The organism is Streptomyces sp. PCS3-D2 (genome assembly GCF_000612545.2).
In the GTDB taxonomy this organism is placed as follows: Bacteria; Actinomycetota; Actinomycetes; order Streptomycetales; family Streptomycetaceae; genus Streptomyces.
Genome location: NZ_CP097800.1, coordinates 7,092,225 through 7,118,373, shown reverse-complemented (window position 1 = coordinate 7,118,373; position 26,149 = coordinate 7,092,225). Strand labels below are relative to the sequence as shown.

Genomic DNA, 26,149 nt, shown 5'->3' with positions numbered 1-26,149 from the left:
CGGCCAGCCACGTCCCGGACGGGGTCACGCCTCGTCCGGGAGGTGGATGTCCAGGACGCAGATGTCGTCGCGGTTCGCCCGACGCCGCCCCGCCAGCGTGCGGGCGAGCTCCTCGTCCGTGCCGCTCCCCAGAAGTCGGAGGGCGTCCTGCGCGAGCCGGTCCAGTCCGAGGTCGATGTCCTCGCCCGGCTCCTCCACGAGACCGTCGGTGTAGAGGAGCAGGCGGTCGCCGGGCAGCAGGTCGATGACGGCCTGTCCGTAGACGGAGTCGTGGGCGGCGCCCAGGAGGCAGCCGTCGGGCTGCGGCAGGAAGCCCGCCCGGCCGCCGCGGAGCAGCAGCGGCGGCAAGTGCCCGGCTCGGGCCCAGGTCAGGCGCCGGTCCTCGGGCTGGTAGCGGGCGATGACCATCGTCGCGGTGGCGGATGGTTCCGCGTCGGTGTGGAGCAGCAGGTTGTTGAGCCGGCGCAGGACGTCGATGAGGGCCGATCCGGTGATGGCCATGCCCTTGGCGGTGAACCTCAGTTGAGCCATGGTCCCGACGGCCGCGAGGCCGTGGCCGGCCACGTCCCCGACGACGAAGAGCGCGCTCCTGTCGGGCAGTTCGATGGCGCTGTACCAGTCGCCACCGACGTTGGCCCCGCTGTCGGCCGGCGTGCAGGCCACTCCGACGCACAGGCCGGCGAGTTCCAGGGACTGTTCGGGGATGGGTAGCAGGGTCGACTGGAGCCGGGCTGCGAGCGCGCGCTCGGCCTGGAGCATCCCGCGCTGGACGAGGGCGGCCCGCTCGCTCTCCCGCAGCGCGCGTTCGGCGTCCCGCTGGGCGGTGACGTCCTGGAAGAAGCCGTGGACCTCGACCGGGGTGCCGTTGGCGGCGGTCTGCGCCTCCACGACGATCCGCAGGTCCCGTACGCCCTCGCCGGTGGTGATCCGGAAGGGCCGGTCCACGGGGTGGCCCAGTCTCAGCAGCCGCCGGACGGACGCGGCGAGACCCTCGCGGTCCCCGGGCAGCACGTGGCGGGGCAGCTCCTCCAGGCCGATCGGCCCCAGGGCGGGCTCCCGGTCGAAGATGGCGTAGACCTGGTCGGACCAGACGACGCGGTCCGTCGTCAGGTGCCAGGCCGCCCAGCCGAGGTTGCCCAGGCGCTGCAGTTCGGCCAGTCTGCGGATCTCGCGCTCGCTGGTGTCGTGCCGGATCCAGGAGACCGCCAGGCGGTCCCCGAGACGGGCGGCCCGGACGGAGTACACCGACTCCTGGGGGAATCCGGCCCCCACGTCGTGGTACCGGAAGGGCTCCCCCTCGTACACCGCCCCCGTGGCGAGCGTGTCCTGGTAGCCCTCCCACAGTGCGGTGCCCGCCACGGTGGGATACGTCTCCAGGACCTTGCGGCCGATGAGCTCCTTGCCCCGGCGCCCGGCCACGTCGACCGACTCCGGCGCCGCCGCGTCGATGCGGTAGTCCTCGATCTCCCCCGCCGCCGAACGCAGCGGAGTGAGCAGGACCGCGGGGCCGGACAGCACGTCCAGGATGCGCTGCACCTGTTCCGCGGCGTCGGGGGCCGCCGCGCCCTCGGCCGCGCCGCCGCCGGACGCGCCGAAGGCGCGCAGCAGCGCGCCGCACAGCCGCACGGCCTGGCGCAGCAGCGTGCGGGTACCTGCGTCGAAGACGCCGGGCCTGGTGCGCAGGAACCCCACGGCCGCCCTGACGGCTCCGTCGGACGGTACGGGGACCCAGGCGCGCGAGGGCCAGCGCTCGGGCGGGTTGCCGATCAGCAGGTAGCGGCGCGCGTCCTGCGCCGGGTCCTCGAGCCACACGGAGTGCCCGGCGGCGATGGCTTCGAGGGCGGCGACGCCGCTCAGCGGCGGAACGTGGGCCCATTGGCGGGACAGTTCCTCGTCGATGCCGGCGTGCCCGGTCAGGTCCAGGCTGCCCGCCACCGTCACCGTGTAGATCATCACGGCGTCCACGCCGATCGCCTCGGCGAGCACGGCGCGCAGCAGCTCCGCGACGTCTGCCTCGTCCCGTGCCTCGGCCAGGCACTCCGCGATCCGGGCCAGCAGCGGGCGCAGCCCGTCCTCGTCCGGCGGACCGTCGCAGGGGCCCCCGGCGCCGACGGCCTGCTCCGGCCGGGCACCGCGGTCCGGGGCGGCCGGCACCGCTAGGCCGGCCGGCGCGGCGGGCGGCCGGCCGGGGCCGACCCGGCCCAGGACGAGCCAGCACTCCTCCATGAGGGTGCTGCCCTGCCTGGTCGCACGCTCCAGCAGCCTCTCGTAGGCCGCGTCCGCGGAGATGCCCTCCTGTGCCATCAGGACGCCCTTGGCGCGCTCCAGGACGGCCGTGGACGCGGAGACGCCCTCCAGGTCCGCGATCTCCGATCGCAGCCTGGCGACCACCTTGGCCAGCGCGAGCACCTCGGGTGAGGTGCCTTCGCCGGGGGGTCCGACGTCGTGCGTCATACGTCGAGGATGGCACGGCGCGCAGCCGGTGTGCGGGCTCGGCCCGCCCGCCGCGGCCCGGGGGCCTGCCGCGCTTCGGGCGCGGCTGCGCCCCGCGGGAAGGGCGCCGTCCGCGGAGTTACCCTCGGAGCAGGCCGCGAAAGGGATGGTGCGCATGTGTCGGTGGCTCGCCTACTCGGGTACGCCCGTGCTGCTCGACACCGTGCTCTACCGCCCCGAGCATTCGCTGATCAACCAGAGCCTGCGTTCCCGGCTGGGTGTGGAATCGACCAACGGCGACGGCTTCGGGCTCGGCTGGTACAGCGCGGACGGCAACGGGACGCCTGCGGTCTTCCGCGACATCGGCCCGGCCTGGAACAACCGCAACCTCCAGGAGCTCGCCGCGCACGTCCGCTCGCCGCTGTTCTTCGCGCACGTGCGGGCCTCGACCGGCTCGGCGATCCAACAGACGAATTGCCACCCGTTCCGGCACGGCCGCTGGCTGTGGATGCACAACGGGGCGATCGGGGACTTCCACCGGCTCCAGCGCGATCTGTGCATGGCCGTCGACCCGGCCCTGTTCTCGTGCATCGAGGGGTCCACGGACTCCGAGGTGATGTTCTACCTCGCGGTCACCTACGGGCTCGACCAGGACCCCCCGGGCGCGGTGGCGAGGATGGCGGGGCTCGTGGAGCGCCTCGGCAAGGAGCACGGCGTGGCGGAACCGCTCCAGATGACGGTGGCGGTGAGCGACGGTGAGCGCGTGTGGGCGTTCCGGTATTCCAGTCAGGGGAGGTCGCGCTCGCTCTACTACAGCAGCAGGGCCGACACGGTCCGGCACCTCTACCCGGAGATCGACTACCTCAGGGAGGTGTCGGACGAGACCCGCATCGTGGTGTCCGAGCCGCTGGGTGACCTTCCGGGTGTGTGGAACGAACTCCCCGAGAGCAGTTACGCGGTCGTCCCGTCCGGTCGGGACGTGGACTACCTCCCTTTCATTCCGGAGCTCTAGTAGTGCTTGGTCAGGTCCGTATTGGGGTGGGTATGTCGCGGTGACAGGTGGGGCAGGCGCCGTTCCATGTCGCGAGAAGGGTTTGTAGCTCGCGGATGATCCGGTAGAGGGTCAGGCCAGCGCCGTGTCTTTTGGGGCTCTGGCCAGTCGTTGCAGGGTGCAGAAGGCGTGCGCGACGGAGACGAGGGTGACGTGGTGGTGCCAGCCGTTCCAGGTGCGGCCCTCGAAGTGGGCCAGGCCCAGGGCCTGCTTCATCTCGCGGTAGTCGTGTTCGATGCGCCAGCGGAGCTTGGCCAGGCGGACCAGGGTGGTCAGCGGGGTGTCGGCGGGCAGGTCGGAGAGCCAGAACTGGACCGGCTCGGCCTGGCCTGCTGGCCACTCGGCCAGGAGCCAGCACTCCGGCAGTTCCGGTCCGTCAACAGTCTGGCGGACCTCGCGTCCGGCAGGCCGGATCCGCAAGGCCACGAACCGCGAGTACATCCGCTTGAAGCCGCTGCGGCCCGTGCCGGGCCGGGATCCCTCACGCCACTGCACCGGCTTCGCCGCCTTCCGGCCGGCCGCGATGACCAGCTGTTTCACCGACTGCGGCTTGTCGGGGTACTTCGCCACCGGCGGGCGCCCGGTCCCGGAGTACGGCTCGGCGACCGGCACCGCGGGGCCGGGCTGGGCCGAGAGGGTGGTGGAGATGCCCACGACGTAGTTGAGGCCGCGGGCCTGCAGGCCGTGCCGGAAGGCCGCGGCGTCGCCGTATCCGGCGTCCGCAATGGCCAGCGGCACCTCGATGCCCCACGAGCGGGTCTCATCCAGCATGTCCAGGGCCAGCTGCCATTTCTCCACATGCCCGATGTCGTCGGGGATACCGCAGGCGGTGCGGCGGGCGACCTTGTCCGGATCCGCCTTCACCGACCCGGGCGCCCAGGTCTCGGGCAGGAACAGCCGCCAGTCGACCGCCGCCGAGGCATGATCCGAAGCCATGTGCAGGGAGACGCCCACCTGGCAGTTGGTGACCTTGCCCGCGGTGCCGGTGTACTGCCGCGACACACACGCCGAGGCATTGCCGTCCTTGAGGAACCCGGTGTCGTCGAAGACCAGCACGGTGGGCCGGATCGCCCTTTCCATCCTCCAGGCCAGCCGGGCCCGCACATGCGCCGGATCCCACGGACTGGTGGTGATGAAGTGGGCCAGGGCCTGACGGTTCCCGTCCTCGCCCAGCCGGGCGGCCATCGGCTCGACCGACTTGCGCTGCCCGTCGGTCAGCAGCCCACGCAGGTAGACCCGCCCCCACCGACGCTGATCATTCCGCGCGAACGGCTCGAAAACCTCCGCCGCGAAATCCTCCAGATCACACCGCACCGCGGCCAAGTCCTCAGGCGTCACACCCGATCAACGACACAGCCACTCAACTGGACACGCCACCAAAGACTGAACCTGACCAAGCCCTACTAGCCACGGCCGCGGCCCCCGCGCGCGGGGTGGTCCGGCGGGTGGGCGAAGCACAGGAGGAGGGCCTGGTAGGACGGCACCACCGCCTCGGCCATGCCGGTTCCTACCGGATGCCGGAGGCCCCCACCCTCACCGAGAGGACCCCCGATGTCACTGGCCGTGTTCACGTCGGCGCCTCGTCACGGGAGCCGGTCCCCGCTCGCGCCGGTCGGACCGGGAAGCGGCGGCCCCGCCGCGGCCACCGTACCGACCATGGGCGTGGAGGAGGAGTTCCTGCTCGTAGAGCGCCGCAGCAGGGCCCCGGTGGGCCGCGCGGCCGGGGTCATCGAGGCGGCCTCGGGCAGACTCGGGCCGCTGGTCCAGCCGGAGTTCTTCACCGCACAGGTCGAGTCGTGCACGAGCCCGACGTCGAGCACGGCGGTGCTGCGGGCCGAGCTGGCGTGGCTGCGGGCCGAGCTGGTCCGGGCGGCGCGGGCACAGGACTGCCTGCTCGTCGGCACCGGCACTCCAGTGATCCCGCCCGAGCGTCCGCTGACCGTCACTCCGGACGAGCGCTACCGGCGCATGGCGGTCCGCTTCGCCTCGGCCGTGGCGGGCCACGACCAGCCGGTGTGCGGCTGCCACGTCCACATCGGCGTATCCTCCCGGGCGCAGGCACTGGACCTGGCCAACCGGCTCAGGCCGTGGCTGCCCGCCCTGCAGGCCCTGAGCGCGAACTCCCCCTTCGACCGCGGCCGGGACACCGGCCACGCCAGCTGGCGGGCGGTCGAACACGCCCGATGGCCCACGGTGGGGCCCGCTCCCTTCCTGGACGAGGCCGCCTACGAGCGCATCGCCCATGATCTGGTGCGGTGCGGGGCCCTGCTGGACCGACGGATGATCTACTGGTACGCCCGCCCGTCCGAGCACGTGCCGACGCTGGAGATCCGCGTCGCCGACGTGAACGCCCGCCTCGACACCGTCGTCCTGCTGGCGGCGCTCGTCCGAGGACTCGCGGGGGTGCTGTTGCCGGAGCGCGACGAGGGCAGGCCGGCGCCGTTCCTGGAGTGCGGGCGGCTGCGCGAGGCGCACCGGCTCGCGGCCCTGCACGGGCTGGACGGCGGATGGGGCCTCGACCCGGTCGGCGGGGCGCACGTGCCGGTGTGGGACATGCTCGATCGGCTGCGGGAACGGGCCGAACCCGGACTCGCCGCGGCCGGCGACCTGCTCCTGGTGGACACCCTGCTCGACCGGCTGCGTGCGGAGGGTGGCGGTGCGGCCCGTCAGCGTGCCGCCCGTGCCCGGCGGGGAAGGCTGGCCGACGTGGTCGACAGCCTGGCGGCGGCGACGGCGGCCGCATGACACGAGACGACACGAGGGTCGTGCGAGGAGAGGGGTTTCCCGTCACCTCGGCCGGGAACGCGCCGGGTGAGGGGGCTCCGGGGACATGGAAGGAGCTGTCATGGACGACCAGGGCGGCGCAGGAGGAGTACCGCTGCACCACGGCGACGAAGACCGGCACCGGGCACCGCACGCCGCACCCCGGGCCGGGAAGGCGCCCGGGGACGCGGGCGGGGACGACGGGACCACTCGGGCCGCGGACACGGACGAGGCGAGCCGCCTCGACCGGCCGGTCGAGCCCGGCCGGTCCGGCCCGGGCACCCGCTGGACGGGGCCGGACGGCGAACGACCCGCCGGCCCCCGGCGACCTTCCACCTGAGGAGGTCGCCGTGCACCGGAGCCACGGGGCGCCCACGGGCCGCGCCCCCACCTTCCTTGCCGTCCACCGGGGCGGCGTCCTCGGCTCCTCACCGGAGTCACCGGTCGGGCAGGGCCTTGGGGCGGCTACGCGTACGGTTGCAGAGAGGCGGGAGTCGTGACCGAGAAGGACATCTGGGGATACCACGAGGCTGCCGGCCACCACAGCGGCATCGACCTCGTCGGCTACAAGGTCGAGGCCACCGACGGCCACATCGGAAAGGTCGACAAGCACTCCGCCGACTTCCGCTCCTCCCACATCGTCGTCGACACGGGCGTCTGGATCCTCGGCAAGCACGTCCTCCTGCCGGCCGGCGTCGTCGAGCGCATCGACACGGCCGAGGAGAAGGTCTACCTGAGCCTGACCAAGGAGCAGATCAGGAACGCGCCCGACTACGACGAGGCCAAGTACGCCGGTGAGCCGAATTTCATGGACCGGTTCGGCCACTACTACGGGCAGTCCCACATGTAGCGGCCCGGTAGGGGCCCGCGCGGGGTGCGTGCCCCCGCCCGGGTCGCGCGGGACCGGGCGGTTTCCCGCAGGTCACCGCCGACGGGCGCGTCGTCGCCCGCGGCCCCGGCCGACGGCACCCTGCCGGAGCGGTCCGTGCCGGGGAGGCCGTACCGGCGGAACACCCCCTCCGCGCTCCGGTCCACCTCCTGGACTCACCCCGGACGTTGATCACCCGTTACCCTTCTGTTCGGCGAGGCCACCGCCTGTTGATCATGGAGGAAATCACGTGCCCGAACCGCGTTCCGGCAGCCGTCCCACCCTGGAGGCCGTCGCGGCGCTCGCGGGCGTGTCGAGGGCCACGGTCTCCCGTGTGGTCAACGGCGGTGACGGAGTCCGCCCGCATCTGGCCGAACGGGTGCAGACGGCGATCCAGGAGTTGGGTTACATCCCGAACCACGCGGCCCGCACACTGGTCACCCGACGCACCGGCGCCGTCGCGGTGATCATTCCCGAGCCCGAGGCGAGGATCTTCTCGGACCCCTTCTTCTCCCGTCAGATACGCGGCATCAGCAAGGAGTTGACCGCGCACGACGCCCAGCTGGTGCTGCTGCTGGTGGAGGACCACTGCGACTACGACCGCATCGAGCGGTACCTGGCCGGCGGCCATGTCGACGGAGCCCTCGCCTTCTCCCTGCACACCGACGACCCGCTGCCCTCCATCGCCGCCCGCATCGGCATGCCCATGGTCTACGGCGGGCGTCCGGGCTGGACCGCCGGGCCCGGGGAGGACGGCCGGGTGACATACGTGGACGCGGACAACCGCGGGGGCGCCCGGGACGCCGTACGCCACTTGCTGGCGCGGGGACGGCGACGGATCGCGCACATCTGCGGCCCGCTCGACCAGACCTCGGCGGCCGACCGGCTGAGCGGCTATCGCGACGTACTCCCGGCCGCGGGGTCCGAGCTGGTCGCCGTGGGGGACTTCACCGCGGCGGGCGGAGCCCGCGCGATGGCCGAACTGCTGGACCGGGACCCCTCGATCGACGCGGTGTTCGCCGGCAACGACCTGATGGCGACCGGGGCACTGCGCGTGCTGCGCGAGCGCGGCCGGGTGGTCCCCGGGGAGGTCTCGGTGGTGGGCTTCGACGACGCCGAACCGGTGGCGGAGAGCGCCGACCCTCCGCTGACGACGGTGCGCCAGGACATCGAGGGCATGGGGCGGACGATGGCCCGGCTGCTGATGGAGCGGCTGGGAGACGGCCGCGAGGGCCGGACCGCGCCGGGGCCGGTGATCACCGAAACGATCCTGGTGGAGCGCGCGTCGGCCTGACGTGGAGCCCGCGCCCGACGCAGGCCCCGGACCCTCTTCAGGTTCTCCTGCACGCCGGCAACACGGGTGGGGAAAGGGGCACGCGCCGGGCGCACGGCACCAGAACCGGAGCGTCTACCGTGCCACAAGGCCCGCTGCCGACCGGTGGGAACGGCCGAAGCCGTTCCCACTCGGCATCCGCGAGATCGCCCCGCCCCATGCCCACAGGAACGACTCGGGCACGAAGTAGTCATATGAACGGCCGGACACGCCGTACGGGCCAGAGCCGCTCGATGGACGGATCCGTCCGCGAGGCGATGCCGCAAACCGGTCCCCGACGGGGCCGGCAGCGTGCTCTGCCGGTCAGCGCTGGGGGCACTGCTTCCAGGAGAAGTGGTACACGCTGTTGATGCTGCCGTCCGTCGAGTCGAGGGCCATGAAGCTGGTCCTCGACGGGTCGGACGTGCCCACCTCCGCACGCAGTTCGGTGTTGATGTTGAAGTTGCGCTGCTCGCCGCAGGGCGACCAGGCCAGGGCTTCGATGCCGGTGGTGTCGGTGGCCTGCCAGTTGTCGTCGAGCGCCCCGACGAACCGGTGGGTCCGGTAGGCGGTCTGGCTCATGCCCTGGAAGTAGTAGCTGGCCTTCTGCGTGCCGACCGCGCCCGGCTGGAGGCTGCCGAAGCCCCGGTAGTCCACCTTCGCGATGGCGTAGGTGTAGCCCTGCGGGACGTGCACGACGAGGGACAGGAGACAGTTCTTGCGGCCCTCGACGGCGGGGGCGCCGCCGCCCGCCTGGGCCACGTACTCGCTGTAGGTGACGGTGAAGGCCGAGTTGTCGGGCGACACGGCGACGGCGGCACTGCCGGGACGGCAGCCCGATCCGTTGACCGTGGCGACGTCCACGGCCACTTGGTCGAGGGGGGCCGAGGGGGAGGCCCCGGCGGCGGGACTGAGCGTGACGAGCGTTGCGGTCACGGCGGCTGCGGTGAATCCGGTACGGAGCGACTTGATCACACCGACATGGATAGCGGTCCGCGCCGGACGGAGCCGGCCGGTGGGCACGCGGTCTCACCTTGACGGCCGAAACGATTCACCGCAGAAACGATAAATCGCCCCAAATAGCCCGGCAATCGGCCCCAAGAGACCTTCAAGAAGCACCGGCCGGGCCGACCATCCATGGCATAGCTCCACTTATGCCCTAATATCGGCGGGTTCCTTCAGTCCCTCAGCGGCTTCCGGAGCCGTCCCCGACCTCCGCTCCGGGCCATCCTGCGGTGAGGAGTTCGATGTCCCGCCCGTCCCGGTCCGCCGCCCTGTCGGCGCTGGCCCTCGCCGCAGCCCTGGCCCTTCCCACCGCCGGGCCACCCGCGCCGGCCCGGGCCGCGGTCCACCACATCGGCGACGAAGCCGGCGTCCTGGGCGAGGAGCATGCCCGCACCCACGCCCGGCTGCGCCGGGCCGCCCAGGACACCACGGGGTACCCGCAGGCGAGGCGCACGGCGAGCCTGGCCGGTCTGGAGGAGTCCCAGCGCAGGGTCAACGCCGGCTTCGACCCCGCCCGGTTCGGCCGCTTCACGCAGTTCTTCCCCTCCCCCGACTTCGGCGTCCACGTGGCCCTGCTGCCCACCGGGAAGGTGCTGCTGTTCTCCTTCGAACGCGTGGAGTCCGACCCCACGAAGGAGACCGGGCCGACGAACACCGTCGGCCCGGCCAACGCGGGCCGGGCCTGGCTCTGGAACCCCGCTGCGGGGACCGGGCCCCGGGCCTTCCGGAACGTACCGCCGCCGGTGGTGCTGATGCCCGACGGCACCCATTCCCCCCGCCCGGCGCCGTTCTTCTGCGCCGGGCACTCCTACCTACCCAACGGGATGGTCGGGGTCTTCGGCGGCAACCTCGGCGGCAGGGGCGGCAGCGGCGCCCGGCTGTCCTTCGTCTTCGACCCGTGGACCGAGAAGTGGTTCCGCAACCGCGACCTGGCCGTCGGCCGCTGGTACCCCTCGGTCGTGACCGGGGCGGACGGCCGGCAGATCATCATGTCCGGCCAGTCCGAGCGCGGCACGGGCACCCCCACCCCGGTGGTGGAACGCTTCCCCGCGCTCGGACACCGCGTTCCCTGGCGGCCGTACGACATCCCCGCCGGCGTCCCCGCCGAGCGGCTCCGCTCGGACGCCCCCTTCCGCAACGACTACCCGCACCTGTTCTCGCTGCGCGACGGGATGATCTACGGCCTCGGCCGCGACGCCGACCAGCAGTGGCTCTTCGACCCGGTCGGGGACGTACGCAGCGAGCTTCCTCGGCGGCCCGCCGACTTCCGGGGCTACGGCTCGGCCGTGCCGCTGCCGGCGGGCTTCCGGGGCCCGGACTCCGTCCTCGTCCTCGGCGGCGACCCGCGTGACCCGCACACATACCGGCTGTCCGGGGGACGCTGGACGACCGAGGAGCCCAGGGCCTTCGGCCGCACCCAGGACGACACCCTGATCCTGCCGGACGGCACGCTGCTCACTGTCAACGGGGCCCTGGACACCAGGGACTACGGCCACGGCCCGTTCAACCCGGAGGCCGACCCGAAGTACCGACAGATCGAGGTGCGCGACGCGAGCGGCCGGTGGAGGACGGGACCGGCCCAACGGCTGCCGCGCGGCTACCACTCCAACGCCCTGGTGCTGCCGGACGGACGGATGATGGTCACCGGCGACGAACTCCAGCAGATCGCCAACGATCCCGACATCGGGGACGGGATGGACGGCAGCATCGAGCTCTACGAGCCCGCCTATCTGCACCGGGGCGCCCGGCCGGCGCTCGACCGGGTCCCGGCGGGCGACCTCCGGTACGACACGGCCTTCCAGGTGTCCAGCTCGACGGCCGAGGACGTCAGGCGCGCCGTACTGCTGGCCCCGACGACGGCAACGCACTCGGTCAACACCAGCCAGCGCCACCTCGACCTGCGGATCACCGACATCCAGGGCCACCGGATCGCGCTGCGCACCCCACCCGGTGCCGCCGACGCGCCGCCCGGCTCCTACATGCTCTTCCTGCTCGACGCGCGGGGCGTCCCCAGCACGGCGAAATGGATCAAGCTCGGCACCCGCTGATCGGCGACCGGCCGGCAGCGGCTTGTTCGGAGCGTGCGCCGAAAGCGCGTGCGGCGGCCCGCGGGCCGTAGTACCTCTGGGGAGCCCCAACGCCGGCTCGTTCCCACCTTGGAGACATCGATGGCCACGCGACGTGTCGTACCCAATGTCCAGTCGGAGGCTGCACAGGAGAGCCGCGAGTTCTACGGCCTGCTCGGGTTCGAGGAGGTCATGAACCACGGCTGGATCATGACGCTCGCGTCCCCGTCCAGTCCGACGGCGCAGATCAGCATCATGTCCCGGGACAAGACCGCACCCGTTGTTCCCGACATGAGCATCGAGGTGGACGACGTGGACGCCGCCTACACGGCCGTGCGGGAGAGCGGCGCGGAGATCGTCCACCCTCTTCAGGACGAGGAGTGGGGGGTGCGGCGGTTCTTCGTCCGTGACCCCAACGGCCGGGTGGTCAACGTACTGGGCCACCGCTGACGTACTCCGCCCCGCCGGACCGCACGCCTGCCGTCCGGCGGGGCGATGCGCGCCAGGACGCGGTGTACGGGACGGGCTCGTCATCCCGACGCCGCACAGGACCTGGAGCGGGACGATGCGACGCGGCCCGACAGCATGGCCGACCATGGCTGCATGCATGTCACCGAGCTACTCGAAGCGGCTTCGCTCCTCGTCCCGGAGGAGCTCGCCACCGAGAACGACCTCACCGTGCTGGACGTCTGGGACTATCTCGCCCACGACGAATGGCGGACGGCCGTGGGCCTGCCGGAGGAGCTCGGAGACGGGCCGCCGCTGCCCTCGGCGTTCTGGGAGCAGCTTGCCGAGGCGGCCGAGCAGCTCGGCTTCGAGCAGAGCCGGGCCTGGTGCCACTGGCGGTGTGCCGAGATCCGCAACGGAATGGTCCGGGCCGATCTGACGCTTCGTCCCACCACGCAGGCCCGACGCAGGACGCCGATCTCCGGTCACGGTGTCCTGCGGCCCCTGTGGGACATCGGGAACCTCTCACCGACCGGAGGTGTCGCGGTGAGCATCGCAGGACTGTGGGTCGAGGACATGCCCCTTCTGCAGCCGGGCGGCCGGGCCACCGTCCGCCTCGTTCCCCTCACCCCCGCCCACTGGACCCACGTCGAGACCGGCCAGCAGATCCAGATGTACGAGGACCGGACCGTGGCCGGCACCGCGGTCGTCCTGGAGGTTCACCCCCCGGCCCCCACCGTGCCCGCGAGATGACGTCGGCCGCTCCGCCCTCGCCGGTGCCGCCGTCAGCCCGCCGGGACGCGCTGGACGGGCTGGACGGGCTGGACGGGCTGGACGGGCTGGACGGGCTCCCGATCGATCGGCCCCTGCCCTAGCGGAAGCGGACCACAGCCGCGCGGCCGTCGGTCCGTACGCGTCCGGCGAACCCGCCCCGGGCGAGGAGCGCGTCGTACGGGCCCAGGGTGCGGGCCGGGCCCTGCGGGGTGTCCAGCGCCGCCGAGCCGTCCAGGACGACCACCAGCAGGGTCTCGCCCGGTTCGGCCGCCAGGGCGAGGCTGTCCCGGACGACGACGGTCCGCGCCGTCGTCGTGCCGCGGCGGTACATCACGTTGAAGTTCACGACCGGACCGCCGACGAGCCGGCAGTCCGTCGGCTCGTCCCCGGCGAAGTCCTGCGGTGCGAAGCGTTCGGTGACGAGCCGGCGCTCGCCTCCCACCACGAGGTCCATGCCCGCGCCCTCGGCGAGGGTCAGGGTGCGGTCGATGCCGGGGAAGGCCGAGAAGGGGCCGTCGGCGGCCACCTCGGCCAGACTCGCCCGCCACCGGAACGAGTCCATGTCGGCGTCCGCGGGCCAGACGGCGATCTCCCGAGTGACTCCCCCGCCGTTCTTCCAGACCGTGGCGGGGCGGTCGGCCGCGCGCAGGATCCGGATGTGGTCGCCGTTCACGCCCCGGCGCCCGTCAGCCGGTCGCGCAGCTCGTCGGTGTCAGCGAGGAACCACGTCTGGCGGCCCCGGTTGCACTCGCGGACGAAGTCGCGCAGCGCCGTGCTGGCCTCCGTGTGGCGGGAGACGTCGCCGAGGACGACGAGGCCCACCCGGTACTGGACGAACTTCTGGATGATCCCACCGGCGACCCGGGTGCTCAGCCGGAAGAACGCCTCGCCGAGGCGTTCGACGGGTATGACGGCCCACTCGGCGCCCAGGTAGGAGGCGTTGCCGATGCAGTCCAGGGCTTCGCTTTCACCCGCGATGGTCTCGCCCTCGGCCGCGCACATCAGCACGGGCACGTCGTTGATCCGCTGAAGAGTGTCCACGGGGGTCGAGACTAGCTCTTCTCCATCGACGGCCTCAGCCGGGCCAGCAGGGCGTAGAGCGTCGCGCTCTCGGCGTCGTCGAGCGTGTCGAGCGCGCCGTGGGCCGCCTGCATCTCCTCCCGCACCCGGCGGATGACCTCCCGGCCGGCTTCCGTGGCCACCACGTTCTTGACGCGGCGGTCGGCGGCGGACGGCTCCCTCCGCACGAGCTCGCGGGCCTCCAGCCGGTCCACGATGCCGGTCACGTTGGACGCGTCGCAGACGAGCAGGGCGGCGAGGCCGCGCATGGGCACCGGGCCGTCCAGCTGGGCGAGGACCCGCGCCTGGGTGGGCGTGAGGCCGTACTGGGCGGCGGCCGCGGCGAACTCGCGCCACTGGGCGGTGCCGATGGCTGCGAGCAGCTCCAGCAGCTGGACCTTCGTCGGGGTGTGGGTGGCGGTCTCGCTCATGCGAGGAGCCTACCCAGGTTGCTTCACATTATCAATTGTTTACTTGACTACCTGAAATATCGAGCTCTACCTTCGATCGCGTTACTTGATGACATCAAACATCTGGGTTCCGAAGCTCCTCAGCTCCGAAACACGAAGAAGGTCCCCCCAGCCATGAGCACCCCCTCCCCGGCCGCGGCAGCCTCCCGGCAGCGCCACGAGACGGCCGTCGTCTTCGCCCTGAGCCTCGCCGCGATGGTCGTGTCGATGATGCAGACCCTGCCGGTCCCGATCCTCGGCCTCATCCGCGACGACCTCGGCTCCTCGACCGCCGACGTGAGCTGGGTGACCACCGCCACTCTGCTGTCCGCGGCGGTCTTCACACCGCTCCTCGGCCGGTTCGGAGACCAGCACGGAAAGAAGCCCACCCTGGTGGCCGTCCTCGGCGTGATGGTCGCCGGCTCCGTCCTCACGGCGCTGGCCCCTTCGCTCCCGCTGCTGATCCTGGGCCGCGTCCTGCAGGGCGCCGCCACCGCGATCTTCCCGCTGGCGCTCTCGGTGCTGCGCGAAGAGGTCCGCCCGCAGAAGCTGCCCGGCGCGATGGCTCTGGTCAGCGGCACGCTCGCGTTCGGCAGCGGCCTCGCGCTCGTCGCCACCGGCCTGCTCACCTCCGGCCCCGACGCGGACTACCGCAACGCCTTCTGGATGGCGACCGGCCTCGCGGTGCTCGCCCTGCTCGCGGTGGTCCTGCTGGTCCCCCGCACCCGCACCGGATCCGGGGGGCGCACCGATGTGCTCGGCGCCCTGACCCTCGGTACCGCGCTGCTGCTGCTCCTGCTGGCGATCTCGCAGGGCCATGAGTGGGGCTGGACCTCCGGCCGTACGCTGGGCAGCTTCACCGGCGCCGCCGTGATGGCCGCCGTGTGGGTGGTGACCGAGCTCAAGGTCCTCGAGCCCCTGGTCGACATGAAGATGTTCGCGCACCGCCCGGTCCTGATGGCCAACCTGGCCGGCCTCCTCGTCGGCTTCGGCATGTTCGCGAGCTTCCTCGGCGTCTCGTACCTCGTGCAGATGCCCGAGGCGCTCACCGGCTACGGCTTCGACGCTTCGATCCTGCGCGCCTCCGTGCAGTTCCTGCTGCCCAGCGCGATCGTCTCGCTGCTGGCCTCGCCCATCGGCGGCCGGATCGTGCGCCATCGCGGTCCGCGCACGGCACTGGGCATGGCCGCCCTGCTGGGCACGGCCGGCTTCGGCTGGCTCGCCGTCGACCACGGCCACGCGTTCTCGGTGATCGGCTCCGGTCTGGTCGTCGGTGCGGCCGTCAGCTTCGGGTACGCCGCCATGCCAGCTGTGATCATGTCCAGCGTCCCGCCGCACCAGAGCGGCATCGCCAACGGCATCAACTCGATCTCCCGCTCGACGGGCAGCGCGATCGGCAGTGCCGTCGTCACCACGATCCTCGCGTCCAACACCATCGAGCACCTGCCCGCGGGGGTGCCCCCGCTGCCCGCCGAGTCCGGGTTCACCCTGACCTTCGGGATCGGCGCCGCGGCCTTCGCCCTGGTCGGGCTGATCGGCCGGTTCGGCCTGCACGCTGGCCACCGGCCCGCCGCACCGGCTGCCGCGCGGCCGGCCGAGGCCGGACCGGGCCGGACCGCCGAGCCCGCACAGGCCGACGCCGTCGGCTGACCCGGGACCGCCGGCCCGGCGCCCCGCCCCCGCGTGTCGTTCGCACCGGGTGGGCCGCCGGGCCTTGCATGGTGGGTGCATGAAGGCTACGGACGTCATCGCGGACGGGTTCGGCCGGATCCGGGAGGCCGTGTACGAGGCCGTGGACGGCGCGCCCGCGGACCTGTTGAACGCCCGCGTCGACCCGGCCGCGAACTCCGTCACCTGGCTGGTCTGGCACCTGACCCGGATCCAGGACGACCACATCGCGGCCGCGGCAGGCCTGGAGCAGGTGTGGGAGGCCGGGGGCTGGGCGGACCGGTTCGCCCTGCGGCTGCCCACCGAATCCACCGGCTACGCCCATTCCGCGCGGCAGGCGGGCACCGTGAGGGTGGATGCGGGAGAGCTCCTGCTGGGCTACTTCGACGCGGTGCACGAGCAGACCCTGGGCTTCGTCCGGGGGCTCGCGGCCGCCGACCTGGACCGGGTGGTCGACGAGCGCTGGGACCCGCCGGTCACCCTCGGAGTCCGCCTGGTCAGCGTGCTCGCCGACGACCTCCAGCACGCGGGCCAGGCGGCCTTCGTCCGCGGGGTGCTGGAGCGGGGCCGGACGTCCTGAGCCCCTACGGGTCCGCTTCCGCCCACGGGGCCCGCACGGGTCGGCCGCCCTGCGGTCCGGGCAGGCCCCGCAGACCCGTTCCGGACCCGCCGCCCGCCGGTGTCCCCCACTGCCGGACCGCCCTCCGAGAGGCGTCAGCGTGGACGGGCTCTGCGGCAGCCGGTGCGGGGCCGACACCGTCCCGTTGCCCGGACAGGGCCGCTGCCACCGGCCGGCCGCCTACCGGCCGCGGTCCGCCGTCCCTCAGCCGCGGAAGGCCGCCGGGCGTACCGGGGAGGCCTCGGCGAGGGCCCGGGAGACCCCTTCGACGCCCTCCCGGAGTCCGTAGACGGGGGTGTCGGGCTGCTGCCGCCAGGAGTCGTCGAGGCCGCCCGAGTCGACCGTGTCGAAGCCGAGCTCCTCGATGAGGTCGCGTACGGTCTTCTTCGCCGCCTCGTCGTCGCCCGCGACGGGCAGCGCGATCCGGTCCGCGGCACCGGCCGGGCGGTGCCGGTCGAGGAGGTCCTGGGCGTAGGTGCCGTTGAAGGCCTTGATCACGGGGCGTCCGAGCTGCCGCTCGGTCCAGCGGCTCTCGGTCAGTCCCTCGTCCTCCACGCCGGCGATCCGGCCGTCGCGCTGCCGGGGGTAGTAGTTTCCGGTGTCGATGACCACGAGGCCCGGAGCGGCGCCGTCGAAGACGCCTGCCGGCAGGTCGGGCACGTTCTTGAACGGGATGGTGACGACGACGACCTCGGCACCCTGCGCCGCCTCGGCCACGGTGACGGGGGTGGCGCCGGTCTCCTGCGCGAGGGCGGTGAGGGTTTCGGGCCCCCGCGAGTTGGCGACCGCGACCTCGTGCCCGAGGGCGGTGAGGCGGCGGGTGAGGTTGCCCCCGATGTTGCCCGCGCCGATGATGCCGATCTTCATGAGCTCTCCAGTGCCTGCGGGGTCAGAGTCCTGCTCGTGTCCAACTCCCTTGCACGGCCCACAATTCCGTTCCGGCGCGATCGTCCCCCGTACGGGGGACGGCGGCGGGCCTCCCCTCCGCCACCGCTCGCACGGACGGGCCGGGCCCGTCCGGTCCCGGCCCGCAGCGATCAGGCGCCGCTCGCGTCGAGCATCTCCTCGCGTTCCACGATCTTCACGCGCGCACGGCCCTGGGGCTCACCGAGGGCCTTCTCCGCCGCGTCCAGCCGGTACCAGCCCTCCCACGTGGTGTAGCGCACGCCGCGCTCGGCGAGGAAGGACTCGACGGCTTCCGCCTCCGGGGACGACGGCGCGCCCAGGCGGCCCTCGGCGTGGTCGGCGAGCAGGTTGGCGACGGTCTCGTTGGCGTCGCCCTTGGTGTGGCCGATCAGGCCGATCGGGCCGCGGCGGATCCAGCCGGTCACGTATGTCGACTGCATGTGGCCGCCGGCGTCGATCACACGGCCGCCCTCGTCCGGGACGGTGCCGGACTCGACGTCCCAGGGAAGCTTGGGCAGTTCGTCCGAGAGGTAGCCGACCGCGCGGTAGACGGACTGGACGTCCCAGTCGGTGAACCGGCCGGTTCCCCTGACGTTCCCGGTGCCGTCCAGTTCGGTGCGCTCGGTCCGCAGACCGACGACCCTGCCGTCCTCGCCGAGGATCTCCGAGGGCGACTCGAAGAAGTGCAGGAAGAGCTTGTGCGGCCGGTCGCCGATGTCGCGGATCGCCCAGTTCTCCAGGGTCTTGGCGACCATGTCGGTCTGCTTGTTCCCGCGCCGCTCGGCGATCGAGCCCTCGTCGTAGTCGATGTCCTCGGGGTTGACGATCACCTCGATGTGGGGCGAGTGGTCCAGCTCGCGCAGCTCCATCGGACTGAACTTGGCCTGGGCCGGGCCGCGGCGGCCGAAGACGTGCACCTCCACGGCCTTGTTGGCCTTGAGGCCGTCGTAGACATTGACCGGGATCTCGGTGGGCAGCAGTTCGTCGGCGGTCTTGGCGAGGATGCGCGCGACGTCCAGGGCGACGTTGCCGACGCCGAGCACGGCGACCTTCTCGGCATCGAGCGGCCAGGTCCGCGGCACGTCCGGGTGGCCGTCGTACCAGGAGACGAAGTCGGCCGCGCCGTAGGAGCCGTCGAGGTCGACACCGGGGACGGAGAGCGCGCGGTCGGCCGTGGCGCCCGTGGAGAAGATCACGGCGTCGTAGAAGGAGCGCAGCTCGTCGAGGCTGATGTCGCCGGGGTAGTCGACGTTGCCGAAGAGGCGGACCTGCGGCTTGTCGAGCACCTGGTGCAGGGCCGTGATGATGCCCTTGATCCGCGGGTGGTCGGGAGCGACGCCGTAGCGGATCAGGCCGAAGGGCGCGGGCATGCGCTCGAAGAGGTCTATGGACACACCGGGATCAACGGCGGCCTCGGACTTCAGCAGCGCGTCGGCGGCATAGATGCCGGCCGGGCCGGCACCGACGATTGCTACCCGCAGAGGGCGAGGCATGGCAGAGGTTCCCTTCGAGCGACGGCAGGTTGGATCACGTCGGATCAAAGGGAACCCTAAATGAAGGTAAACCTAACCCGGCACCCGGTGCCGGTTTATGCCCCCATAACTCAAACTTATAACCTCCCCAAGGCACCCTTGGGGCATCCAGGAACTCGCTGGTCAGCAGGTACGGCGACTGACAGACTGGGGCCGCTTGATCACTCCAGGAGGACGAATGGCTGACGAAGCAGGCATCCCGCAGGACGAGTCCCCGGCCGAAGCGGCCAAGCGCCGGTTCCGGGAGGCCCTGGAGCGCAACGCCGCGAAGGCCCACTCCCAGCAGGCGCACCAGAACCGGGCCAAGGTACAGGGCTCCAGCAGCGCCGCGAGCGGCAAGACCAAGAAGGTCCGCCGCAAGAGCGGCTGACCCTCCCCACTCCGGGATCCGGGCCCCGCCGCCACCGCGGCGGGGCCCGGCCGGTCCGACGGTCCGTTGGGCCACTCGGGTGACGGGGCATAACCCCGGGCGCCGTCAGCAGTTGATCAGCGCGCCCCGCCGTGGGCAGCCATCCGATGCGACAGCGCGACCGAAGGATCCCCCAGATGCTCAAGAAGTTCATGGCCACCGCCGCCGCCACCGCCGCCGTGCTCGGCGCGGGCGCCGCCGCCTCGCCCGCGATGGCGATCGGCAACGACAACGGCGTCAGCACCGTGAACGGCAACGACTCGGCGCAGATCTACGGCAACGCGGAGACCCGCGGGAACCAGAGCCCGCAGCTCGCCCCGATCCAGGGCTCCCTCAACAAGCTCTGCGTCGGCCTGCCGGCCAAGGTCAACGCCCAGTCCCTGGTCGCGGTCCTCGCCAACGTCGGCGTCCAGGACGTCAACGTCCTGTCCAACCCGCAGAACCAGCAGTGCGCGGAGAACTCCACCCAGGCCAAGGGCGACGAGTCCCTCTCGCACATCGCCAGCAACATCCCGGTCCTGTCCGGCAACCTCTCCGCCGGCAGCTGATCGAGTCTTCCGCGCCGGTGTCACGCGACACGCGTGACACCGGCGCCCCTTTTGGTCTAGACCTTGACAGGTTCAGACCATTCCGTTTCAGTGGGCGCTGTTGCCCCCCACGGCAAGTCCCCCCACTGAAGGAGCAGTTACGTGATACGTGCGCTTCGCCGCCGCGCCCTCAGCCTGGTCGCCGCCGCGGCCGTCACGGCCGGTCTCGCCATCGCCCTTCCGTCCTCCCCCGCCGCCGCGGCGGCCCCCTGCGCCTCCCCGTGGGCCTCCTCGGCCGTCTACACCAACGGCATGAGCGCCTCGTACGGCGGTCGTAACTGGCAGGCCAAGTGGTGGACCCAGGGCGAGACGCCCGGCACCACCGGCCAGTGGGGCGTGTGGGCGGACCAGGGCACCTGCGGCGGGGGCGGCCAGGACCCGGACCCCGACCCGGACCCGTCCGGATTCGTCGTCTCCGAGGCCCAGTTCCACCAGATGTTCCCGAACCGCAATCCCTTCTACACCTACAACGGCCTGGTCGCGGCGCTGTCCGCCTATCCCGGCTTCGCCAGGACCGGCGACGACACGGTCAAACGCCGCGAGGCCGCCGCCTTCCTCGCGAACGTTTCGCACGAGACCGGCGGCCTCGTGCACATCGTGGAGCAGAACACCGCCAATTACCCGCACTACTGCGACGCGACGCAGCCGTACGGCTGTCCGGCCGGACAGGCCGCCTACTACGGCCGCGGGCCCATCCAGCTCAGCTGGAACTTCAACTACAAGGCAGCCGGTGACGCCCTCGGCATCAACCTCCTGGCCAACCCCTACCTCGTGGAGCAGGATCCGGCCGTCGCCATGAAGACGGCGCTCTGGTACTGGAACACGCAGAACGGGCCGGGAACGATGACCGCTCACGCCGCCATGGTGGGCGGCGCGGGCTTCGGCGAGACCATCCGCTCCATCAACGGCGCCCTGGAATGCAACGGCGGCAACCCCGCCCAGGTCCAGAGCCGGATCTCCAAGTACCAGAGCTTCACCCAGCTGCTGGGCGTCACCCCGGGCGCCAACCTGAGCTGCTGACGCGGGGTGCGTGCGGTCACCGCGTGCGCAGCGCGGTGGCCAGCTGGGCCCGTGACCGTACATCCAGCTTCTGGTAGATGCGGGTCAGCCGGGACTCGACGGTCTTGACGCTGAGGAACAGCTTCGCCGCGGCCTCCTGGTTGCTCGCGCCCTGGCTGACCAGGAGCGCCAGGCGGCTCTCGGCCTCGGTCAGGGTCGCGGCCGCGGTGACCGGAGATCCCGCCGCGTCGCCCGGAGCCGGTTCCCGGGCGAGCGCAGTCCAGGGCGCGGCCCCGGCCCGCTCGAACACCTCGGCCGCGGACCGGAGCGCCGCCCGGGCCGGCGCCCGCCGTCGGCGGCGGCGCTCCACCCGGGCGAGGGCCAGCAGCGTACGGCCCCGCTCCAGCGGCAGTCGGAGCCCGTCGAAGCGCTGCGCCGTCTCCTCCAGGAGCCGGACGGCGGCGTCCGCCTCGCCCTGCGCGGACAGGCAGAGAGCGCGGGCCCGGTCGAGGGCGGCGACGACGCCGGTGCGGCCGAGCCCGAGGGCGACCGTGCGGACGGGACCGATCAGGTCGGCGGCTTCGCCGGGTGCGTCCGCGGCGATCAGCGCCTCGGCGAGTTCACCGTGCCAGCGCAGGATCGAGGGATCCACCACCTGCTGGGCGGCCTCCAGTTCGGCGACGCGGCGCAGGGTGGCGACGGCCTTCGCCGCTTCGCCCGTGGCCAGTTCGATCAGCCCGAGGGCGTGCAGCCCGCGGGAGAGGAAGACCTGGTCCTGTTCCTCCTGGGAGGCCTGGATGCCGCGTCGCGCGTAACTCTCGGCGCGCGCGAAACTGCCGCCCATGGTCTCGGCCGTCGCAGCGACGTACCAGGCGGGGCCGGGCGAGAGGCCCGCCTCGATGGTCAGTTCCAGGGCCCTGCGGGCGTGGGCCGAGGCGGCCTCGCACCGGCCGCTGCGCAGTTCCACCTCGGTGAGGCTGCGGAGCACCTCGAAGACGTCCTCGGCCGAACCGGTCCGCCGGACGGCCGGCAGCAGCACCATCAGCTGGCGGCGGGCGTCGGCGAGCCGGTCGTCGAAGAGTGCGTGCCGGACGGCGAGGTACTGGGGTGCGTTGCGCATGCCGAGCGGCACCTCGGGCGCGGGCAGGGCGAGGGCCTCGTCGAGGATTTCCTCGGCTCCGGCGTCCCCGAGGATGCGGCCCATGCGGGCCCGCACGGTCAGCGCCATGGCCTCGGCGGTCTGGTCGCCGCCCTGCGCGGCGAGGGCGCCGGCCGCGGCGGCGGCGTCGCGGGAGCGGACGGGGTCGCCGTCGCTGAGGTTGTGCTTCCAGGCGATCCGCAGTTGGACGGCGGCCTGCAGGGCGGGGTCCCCGGCGGCTTCGTCCATGGCGTACGCGAAGGTCTCGTCGAGCGTGCCGAGGGCCTGGCCCGCGGCGTCGATCACGGCGAGCCGGGCGCGTACCCGGTCGGCGGGCGAGGCGTCGCGGGCCAGGACGGCCCGGGTGGCGCGCCGCGCGAGGTCGGCGCGGCCGGCCCAGCCGGCGTCCTCGGCGGCGGTGACGAGGCGGGCCAGTTCCTCGCCGGGCAGTCCGAACGGCGTGCGTTCGGCCGCGAGCAGGCCCAGTTCGGCGGCGAGGGCCCGCTGGCCGCGGCTGCGGCAGACCGCGGCGGCCTCGGTGATCTCGGCGGCGAGCCCCCGATCGGGTGTGTCGGTGGCCAGCGCCCGGTGGCGTACGGCCTGGACGGGGTCGTCGACCGCGGCGGCCAGCGCGGCGTGCCCGGCCGCACGTTCGGGCCAGCCCGCGTCGGCGGCGAGCGCGGTGGGCAGGGCTCCCGCGGTGAACTCGACGGCGCCGTCCTCCGCGACCCTGACCAGCGCGGCCCGTTCCGCCTCGGCCAGCTCCGCCTCGGCGTCGGGGCGGCCGGCCCGTCGCAGCAGGGAGACGGTCGGGCGGGAGGCGAGAGCGGCGAGCAGCAGGGTGCGGCGGGCCCGGGCGGGGGCGCCGGCGAGGAGACCGCGGGCGACCTCGCGCGCCTGTCCGGAGACGGGCAGGGGGTCGGCGTGGTGGGCGCTGCCGTCGCGGGCCTCGGCGGCTTCGGCGAGGGAGTGGCCGAGGGCCAGGGCCAGGCGCGGGTTGCCGCCGCTGGCCTGGTGGATGCGTCCGGCGAGCCGGGCGGGCAGGCCGTGGCGCAGGAGGAGTTCGGCGACCTCGTCGGCGCCGAGCGGGGGCACGCGCACGGCGGGGACGCCGGGGCCCCAGAGGGGTGCGCCGAGGGGGGCTCCGCCCTGGACCCGTTCGGCGGCCAGGACCCGTACGCGGGGCGGGGTGAGGCGCAGGGCGAAGCGGAGGAGGTCGGTGCTCTCGGCGTCGAGCCACTGGGCGTTGTCGATGACGAGGAGGACGGGCTGGCGGGCGGCGAGGGTACGGAGCACCTCGACGACGGCCAGGCGCAGGGCGACGTGGTCGCGTCCGGCACCGGGCGCGTCGGCCTCGCGGCGCAGGAGGGCGATGGCGGTGCGCTGGGGGCCGGAGAGCTGCTCCAGGGCGGCCGCGGGGACGGAGGCGAGGAGGGCCGCGGCGGAGGCCTCGGGTATCCATCGGTCCGCGGCCTCCGGCGCGAGGGCGAGGACGCTCTCGCGCCGGGCTCCGGCGGCGGCCGCGACGGCACGCAGGACCTCGGTCTTGCCCGCGCCGGCGGGTCCGGTCAGAAGCGCCCGGCCGTGGTTCGTCAGCGCGCGGTCGACCGCCTTGATCAGTTCTCCGTGTCCGACGCTTGTGTCAGCGTGCCCCGTCGCCGCCACGCACCGCCTCCAGCCTTCCGGTCCCCGGCTCCTGTGCCTTCCTGTGAGAGGCGAGAATACGAGGTCGGGCGGCTGCTGGAGCCGCATTGTGACGCAGAATTCAGTCACGTGGCACCGAAAACCCGGCGGACCTGCCGATACCCGTAGTATCGGCAGGCCCGGGGATTCTATTGGTCCGTACTATCGCTCCGTCAGGCGGAGTTGGGCCCGGACCCCGAGTCGACGTCAGTCGTCTCAGAAGGTGAGATTCCAGGAGTCGATCTTGCCGCTGTCGCCGCGGGCGTTGTCGTTGACCCGGAGCTTCCAGGTGCCGTTGGCGACCTCGGAGGAGGCGTTGACGGTGTAGACCTGGTTGATGTTGTCGGTGCTGCCGCCCGAGCGGTTGTGGAGCGTGTAGACGGAGCCGTCCGGGGCGATCAGGTCGACCTTGAGGTCACCGATGTAGGTGTGGACGATGTTCACACCCACCTTGAGGGCGGACGGGGCGTTGCCGGTCACGCCGCTGACGGTGATCGGGCTCTCCACCGTGGTGTAGTCGCTGATGGCGTAGTCCGCGGTGTTCGCGAAGTACGTGCCGGTCGGCGTCGAGGTCACGGCGGCGACGGTCGCGGCGGCGTCGGCGAGACCGGCGCCGCAGCCACCGGTGCAGGTGCCGGCGAGCGGACGGGCGTTGTTCTTGATCGCCGTCTCGATCTGGGCCGGGGTCAGCGCGGGGTTCGCCGACTTCATCAGCGCGGCGAGGCCCGCGATGTGCGGGGCGGCCATGCTGGTGCCCTGGTAGGGCTTGTAGAGCTCGGCGCCCGGGGTGGTGGTGCCCGCGTTCAGGGTCGAGAGGATGGCGTTCTCGGGGGTGGTGACGGTGCCGGGCGTGTCGGTGGCGCGGCGGGTCTCACCGCCCGGGGCGGCGATGTCGATGATCGAGCCGTAGTTGGAGTAGTACGAGCGGTCGCCGGCGCGGTTGCTGGCCGCCACGTTGATCACGTTGTTGCAGCTGGCGGGCGAGTAGCCGGCCGCGTCGTCGTTGCTGTTGCCTGCGGCGACGACGACGGTCGTGCCGCGGGCGACGGCCGCGTTGATGGCGTTCTGGTAGCTGGTGCCGCAGGCGCCGGGGCCGCCGAGGCTCATGTTGATGACCTTGGCCGGAGTGGCGTTGGCCGGCACACCGGCGACGGAGCCGCCGGAGGCCCAGGTGATGGCGTCGACGATGTCCGAGGTGGAACCGCCGCACTTGCCGAGGACGCGGACGGGCTGGATCTTCGCGTTGTACGCGATGCCCGCGACACCCTTGGAGTTGTTCGTGGCCGCGGCGATGGTGCCCGCGACGTGGGTGCCGTGCCAGGACGAGTTGCTCGCCCTGGAACCGACGCCGCACTCGCCGTCGGTGGCGTTCCAGTCGCCCTCGTCCGCGGGGTTGCTGTCGCGGCCGCCGCCGTCGCGGGCGTAGGTGGCGCTGCTGATGAAGTCGTAGCCGGGGACGATGTTCGGCGCGACGTCCGAGTGGGCGACGTAGCCGGTGTCGATCACGGCGACGGTGACGCCGGAGCCGGTGGTCTTGTCCCAGGCGGCCGGGACGTTCATGCCCGCGGTGGACTCGAAGAGGTCCCACTGCTTGGCGTACTCGGTGTCGTTCGGGGTCACGGCCGTGGCGTAGGCGCGGGTGTCCGGCTCGACGTAGGCGACGTCCGGGTCGGCACGGAACTGGGCCATCACGTCGGCGGCCTCGGTCGGCGCGACCGTCCCGCCGAGGTTGACCAGCGCGGCACCGGTGCCCAGGCGGCGGTCGAACTTCGCCTTCTTGCCGGCCTTCTTGCCCTTGGCGGCGGCGTCTGCGGCGGCGGCGCTGTTGGAGCTGGCCTCGGAGGCGGACGGCTTGTAGCCGACGATCAGGTTCTCGACCGGCGTGGTCGGGGCGAGAGCGGCGGCGGGGGCCGCGGCGGGCGTCTCGGAAGCCACGGCCACGGAGGCGGTGGCGGTGCCGGCGAGCAGGGTGACGGACATGGCCACCACGGATATGAGCCTGCGTCTCGTTGCGTGCACGTGATCCCTTTCGAGGGCCGTTTCCGGGCAGGCCGGACCGGCCGGTTCGGTGCAGTGTGGGAGGTTCCGGCGGCTGCGGGGCCGGGAGCGAGTTGGTCGGTCTCGCCCCGGCCTCCGCCGCACGCCACGTTGACCCCGGCCGCAACGGCGAGGCAGGGGCAACGGCGGTCCCGGCCCGCTTCCCCCGGTGGGAGGCCTACACGCCATGTGGGGTTGGAGTGTGTGCCACCTGCCCGGGGAAGATCGCCGGTGGGCAGACAGTAGGCAACGCGGGGATGAACCGGATACGGGGAAAACCCTTGTCCGCCCCCCGCGGCTCCCCCGGCTTCCCTCGTCAGGGGGCGTGGTCAGGGGTTTTCCGG

The 26,149-nt window shown here is 72.6% G+C and carries 24 protein-coding genes; 14 read left to right on the top strand and 10 right to left on the bottom strand.

Annotation, left to right across the window (positions count from 1 at the left end; translation table 11 throughout):
• Window positions 1-24: 24 nt before the first annotated feature.
• Window positions 25-2,454 carry a SpoIIE family protein phosphatase gene (locus AW27_RS31895; protein WP_037922201.1) on the bottom strand — a complete coding sequence of 810 codons (2,430 nt, stop codon included), beginning with the start codon at window positions 2,452-2,454 and terminating at the stop codon, window positions 25-27.
• Window positions 2,455-2,608: 154 nt separating this feature from the next.
• Between AW27_RS31895 and AW27_RS31890 the strand changes: the two genes are divergently transcribed.
• Window positions 2,609-3,445, top strand: coding sequence for a class II glutamine amidotransferase (locus tag AW27_RS31890; protein WP_037922931.1), 837 nt, complete (start codon window positions 2,609-2,611; stop codon window positions 3,443-3,445).
• 111 nt (window positions 3,446-3,556) lie between these two features.
• Here the strand turns inward: AW27_RS31890 and AW27_RS31885 are convergent, their stop codons facing one another.
• Window positions 3,557-4,822 carry an IS701 family transposase gene (locus AW27_RS31885; RefSeq protein WP_304949835.1) on the bottom strand — a complete coding sequence of 422 codons (1,266 nt, stop codon included), beginning with the start codon at window positions 4,820-4,822 and terminating at the stop codon, window positions 3,557-3,559.
• 318 nt (window positions 4,823-5,140) lie between these two features.
• On the opposite strand from AW27_RS31885, the gene AW27_RS31880 reads away from it, so the two are divergent.
• The 4 genes from AW27_RS31880 to AW27_RS31865 all read left to right on the top strand — a co-directional run bounded on the left by AW27_RS31880 (window position 5,141) and on the right by AW27_RS31865 (window position 8,409).
• A complete protein-coding gene (locus AW27_RS31880) occupies window positions 5,141-6,229 on the top strand; it encodes a carboxylate-amine ligase (protein WP_037922929.1) in 1,089 nt (362 codons plus the stop codon).
• A gap of 100 nt (window positions 6,230-6,329) precedes the next feature.
• Window positions 6,330-6,587 carry a hypothetical protein gene (locus AW27_RS31875; protein WP_037922187.1) on the top strand — a complete coding sequence of 86 codons (258 nt, stop codon included), beginning with the start codon at window positions 6,330-6,332 and terminating at the stop codon, window positions 6,585-6,587.
• Window positions 6,588-6,743: 156 nt separating this feature from the next.
• The gene (locus AW27_RS31870; protein ID WP_037922163.1) at window positions 6,744-7,097 is read left to right on the top strand and encodes a hypothetical protein; all 354 of its coding nucleotides are present in this window, start codon (window positions 6,744-6,746) and stop codon (window positions 7,095-7,097) included.
• Between the two features lie 268 nt (window positions 7,098-7,365).
• Entirely contained in the window at window positions 7,366-8,409 is a 1,044-nt protein-coding gene (locus AW27_RS31865; protein ID WP_037922158.1) for a LacI family DNA-binding transcriptional regulator, read from the top strand.
• 342 nt (window positions 8,410-8,751) lie between these two features.
• On the opposite strand, the gene AW27_RS31860 is transcribed toward AW27_RS31865, so the two are convergent.
• Window positions 8,752-9,402 carry a DUF4360 domain-containing protein gene (locus AW27_RS31860; RefSeq protein WP_037922155.1) on the bottom strand — a complete coding sequence of 217 codons (651 nt, stop codon included), beginning with the start codon at window positions 9,400-9,402 and terminating at the stop codon, window positions 8,752-8,754.
• Window positions 9,403-9,674: 272 nt separating this feature from the next.
• Here AW27_RS31860 and AW27_RS31855 point away from each other — a divergent pair, with 272 nt between their 5' ends.
• From AW27_RS31855 to AW27_RS31840, 4 genes are all read left to right on the top strand, one after another.
• On the top strand, window positions 9,675-11,480 hold the full coding sequence (locus AW27_RS31855; protein WP_037922153.1) for a galactose oxidase early set domain-containing protein: 1,806 nt from the start codon (window positions 9,675-9,677) through the stop codon (window positions 11,478-11,480).
• A gap of 120 nt (window positions 11,481-11,600) precedes the next feature.
• Window positions 11,601-11,948 (top strand): VOC family protein, encoded by a 348-nt coding sequence (locus AW27_RS31850; RefSeq protein ID WP_037922151.1) that lies wholly within the window; start codon window positions 11,601-11,603, stop codon window positions 11,946-11,948.
• Between the two features lie 153 nt (window positions 11,949-12,101).
• Window positions 12,102-12,698 carry a hypothetical protein gene (locus tag AW27_RS31845; protein WP_037922927.1) on the top strand — a complete coding sequence of 199 codons (597 nt, stop codon included), beginning with the start codon at window positions 12,102-12,104 and terminating at the stop codon, window positions 12,696-12,698.
• Window positions 12,695-12,820 carry a hypothetical protein gene (locus tag AW27_RS31840; protein ID WP_269084547.1) on the top strand — a complete coding sequence of 42 codons (126 nt, stop codon included), beginning with the start codon at window positions 12,695-12,697 and terminating at the stop codon, window positions 12,818-12,820. The genes AW27_RS31845 and AW27_RS31840 overlap by 4 nt, the downstream gene beginning before the upstream one ends.
• Here AW27_RS31840 and AW27_RS31835 read toward each other — a convergent pair.
• The 3 genes from AW27_RS31835 to AW27_RS31825 are packed head-to-tail and all read right to left on the bottom strand — an operon-like array spanning window position 12,817 to window position 14,209.
• The gene (locus AW27_RS31835; protein ID WP_037922149.1) at window positions 12,817-13,392 is read right to left on the bottom strand and encodes a HutD/Ves family protein; all 576 of its coding nucleotides are present in this window, start codon (window positions 13,390-13,392) and stop codon (window positions 12,817-12,819) included. The two genes, AW27_RS31840 and AW27_RS31835, sit on opposite strands and share 4 nt — an antisense overlap.
• Window positions 13,389-13,760, bottom strand: a complete 372-nt coding sequence (locus AW27_RS31830) for a DUF4180 domain-containing protein (RefSeq protein ID WP_037922147.1) — start codon at window positions 13,758-13,760, stop codon at window positions 13,389-13,391. Before AW27_RS31830 ends, AW27_RS31835 begins: the two co-directional genes overlap by 4 nt.
• 11 nt (window positions 13,761-13,771) lie before the next feature.
• The gene (locus AW27_RS31825; protein ID WP_037922144.1) at window positions 13,772-14,209 is read right to left on the bottom strand and encodes a MarR family winged helix-turn-helix transcriptional regulator; all 438 of its coding nucleotides are present in this window, start codon (window positions 14,207-14,209) and stop codon (window positions 13,772-13,774) included.
• Window positions 14,210-14,362: 153 nt separating this feature from the next.
• Between AW27_RS31825 and AW27_RS31820 the strand changes: the two genes are divergently transcribed.
• The gene (locus AW27_RS31820) at window positions 14,363-15,877 is read left to right on the top strand and encodes an MFS transporter (RefSeq protein WP_037922142.1); all 1,515 of its coding nucleotides are present in this window, start codon (window positions 14,363-14,365) and stop codon (window positions 15,875-15,877) included.
• A gap of 79 nt (window positions 15,878-15,956) precedes the next feature.
• Window positions 15,957-16,475 (top strand): mycothiol transferase, encoded by a 519-nt coding sequence (locus AW27_RS31815; RefSeq protein WP_037922140.1) that lies wholly within the window; start codon window positions 15,957-15,959, stop codon window positions 16,473-16,475.
• A gap of 243 nt (window positions 16,476-16,718) precedes the next feature.
• Here the strand turns inward: AW27_RS31815 and AW27_RS31810 are convergent, their stop codons facing one another.
• Window positions 16,719-17,381, bottom strand: coding sequence for an NADPH-dependent F420 reductase (locus AW27_RS31810; RefSeq protein WP_037922138.1), 663 nt, complete (start codon window positions 17,379-17,381; stop codon window positions 16,719-16,721).
• Between the two features lie 170 nt (window positions 17,382-17,551).
• Entirely contained in the window at window positions 17,552-18,913 is a 1,362-nt protein-coding gene (locus tag AW27_RS31805; RefSeq protein WP_037922136.1) for an FAD-dependent oxidoreductase, read from the bottom strand.
• Between the two features lie 217 nt (window positions 18,914-19,130).
• Between AW27_RS31805 and AW27_RS31800 the strand changes: the two genes are divergently transcribed.
• The 3 genes from AW27_RS31800 to AW27_RS31790 all read left to right on the top strand — a co-directional run bounded on the left by AW27_RS31800 (window position 19,131) and on the right by AW27_RS31790 (window position 20,968).
• Window positions 19,131-19,322, top strand: a complete 192-nt coding sequence (locus AW27_RS31800; RefSeq protein ID WP_037922134.1) for a DUF5302 domain-containing protein — start codon at window positions 19,131-19,133, stop codon at window positions 19,320-19,322.
• Between the two features lie 176 nt (window positions 19,323-19,498).
• Window positions 19,499-19,909, top strand: a complete 411-nt coding sequence (locus AW27_RS31795) for a rodlin (RefSeq protein WP_037922132.1) — start codon at window positions 19,499-19,501, stop codon at window positions 19,907-19,909.
• 141 nt (window positions 19,910-20,050) lie between these two features.
• Window positions 20,051-20,968, top strand: coding sequence for a glycoside hydrolase family 19 protein (locus AW27_RS31790; RefSeq protein WP_052030654.1), 918 nt, complete (start codon window positions 20,051-20,053; stop codon window positions 20,966-20,968).
• A 16-nt stretch (window positions 20,969-20,984) separates the two neighbouring features.
• Here the strand turns inward: AW27_RS31790 and AW27_RS31785 are convergent, their stop codons facing one another.
• Window positions 20,985-23,750, bottom strand: a complete 2,766-nt coding sequence (locus AW27_RS31785; RefSeq protein ID WP_037922130.1) for a helix-turn-helix transcriptional regulator — start codon at window positions 23,748-23,750, stop codon at window positions 20,985-20,987.
• A gap of 234 nt (window positions 23,751-23,984) precedes the next feature.
• A complete protein-coding gene (locus AW27_RS31780; protein ID WP_078556490.1) occupies window positions 23,985-25,748 on the bottom strand; it encodes a S8 family peptidase in 1,764 nt (587 codons plus the stop codon).
• Window positions 25,749-26,149 lie beyond the last annotated feature (401 nt).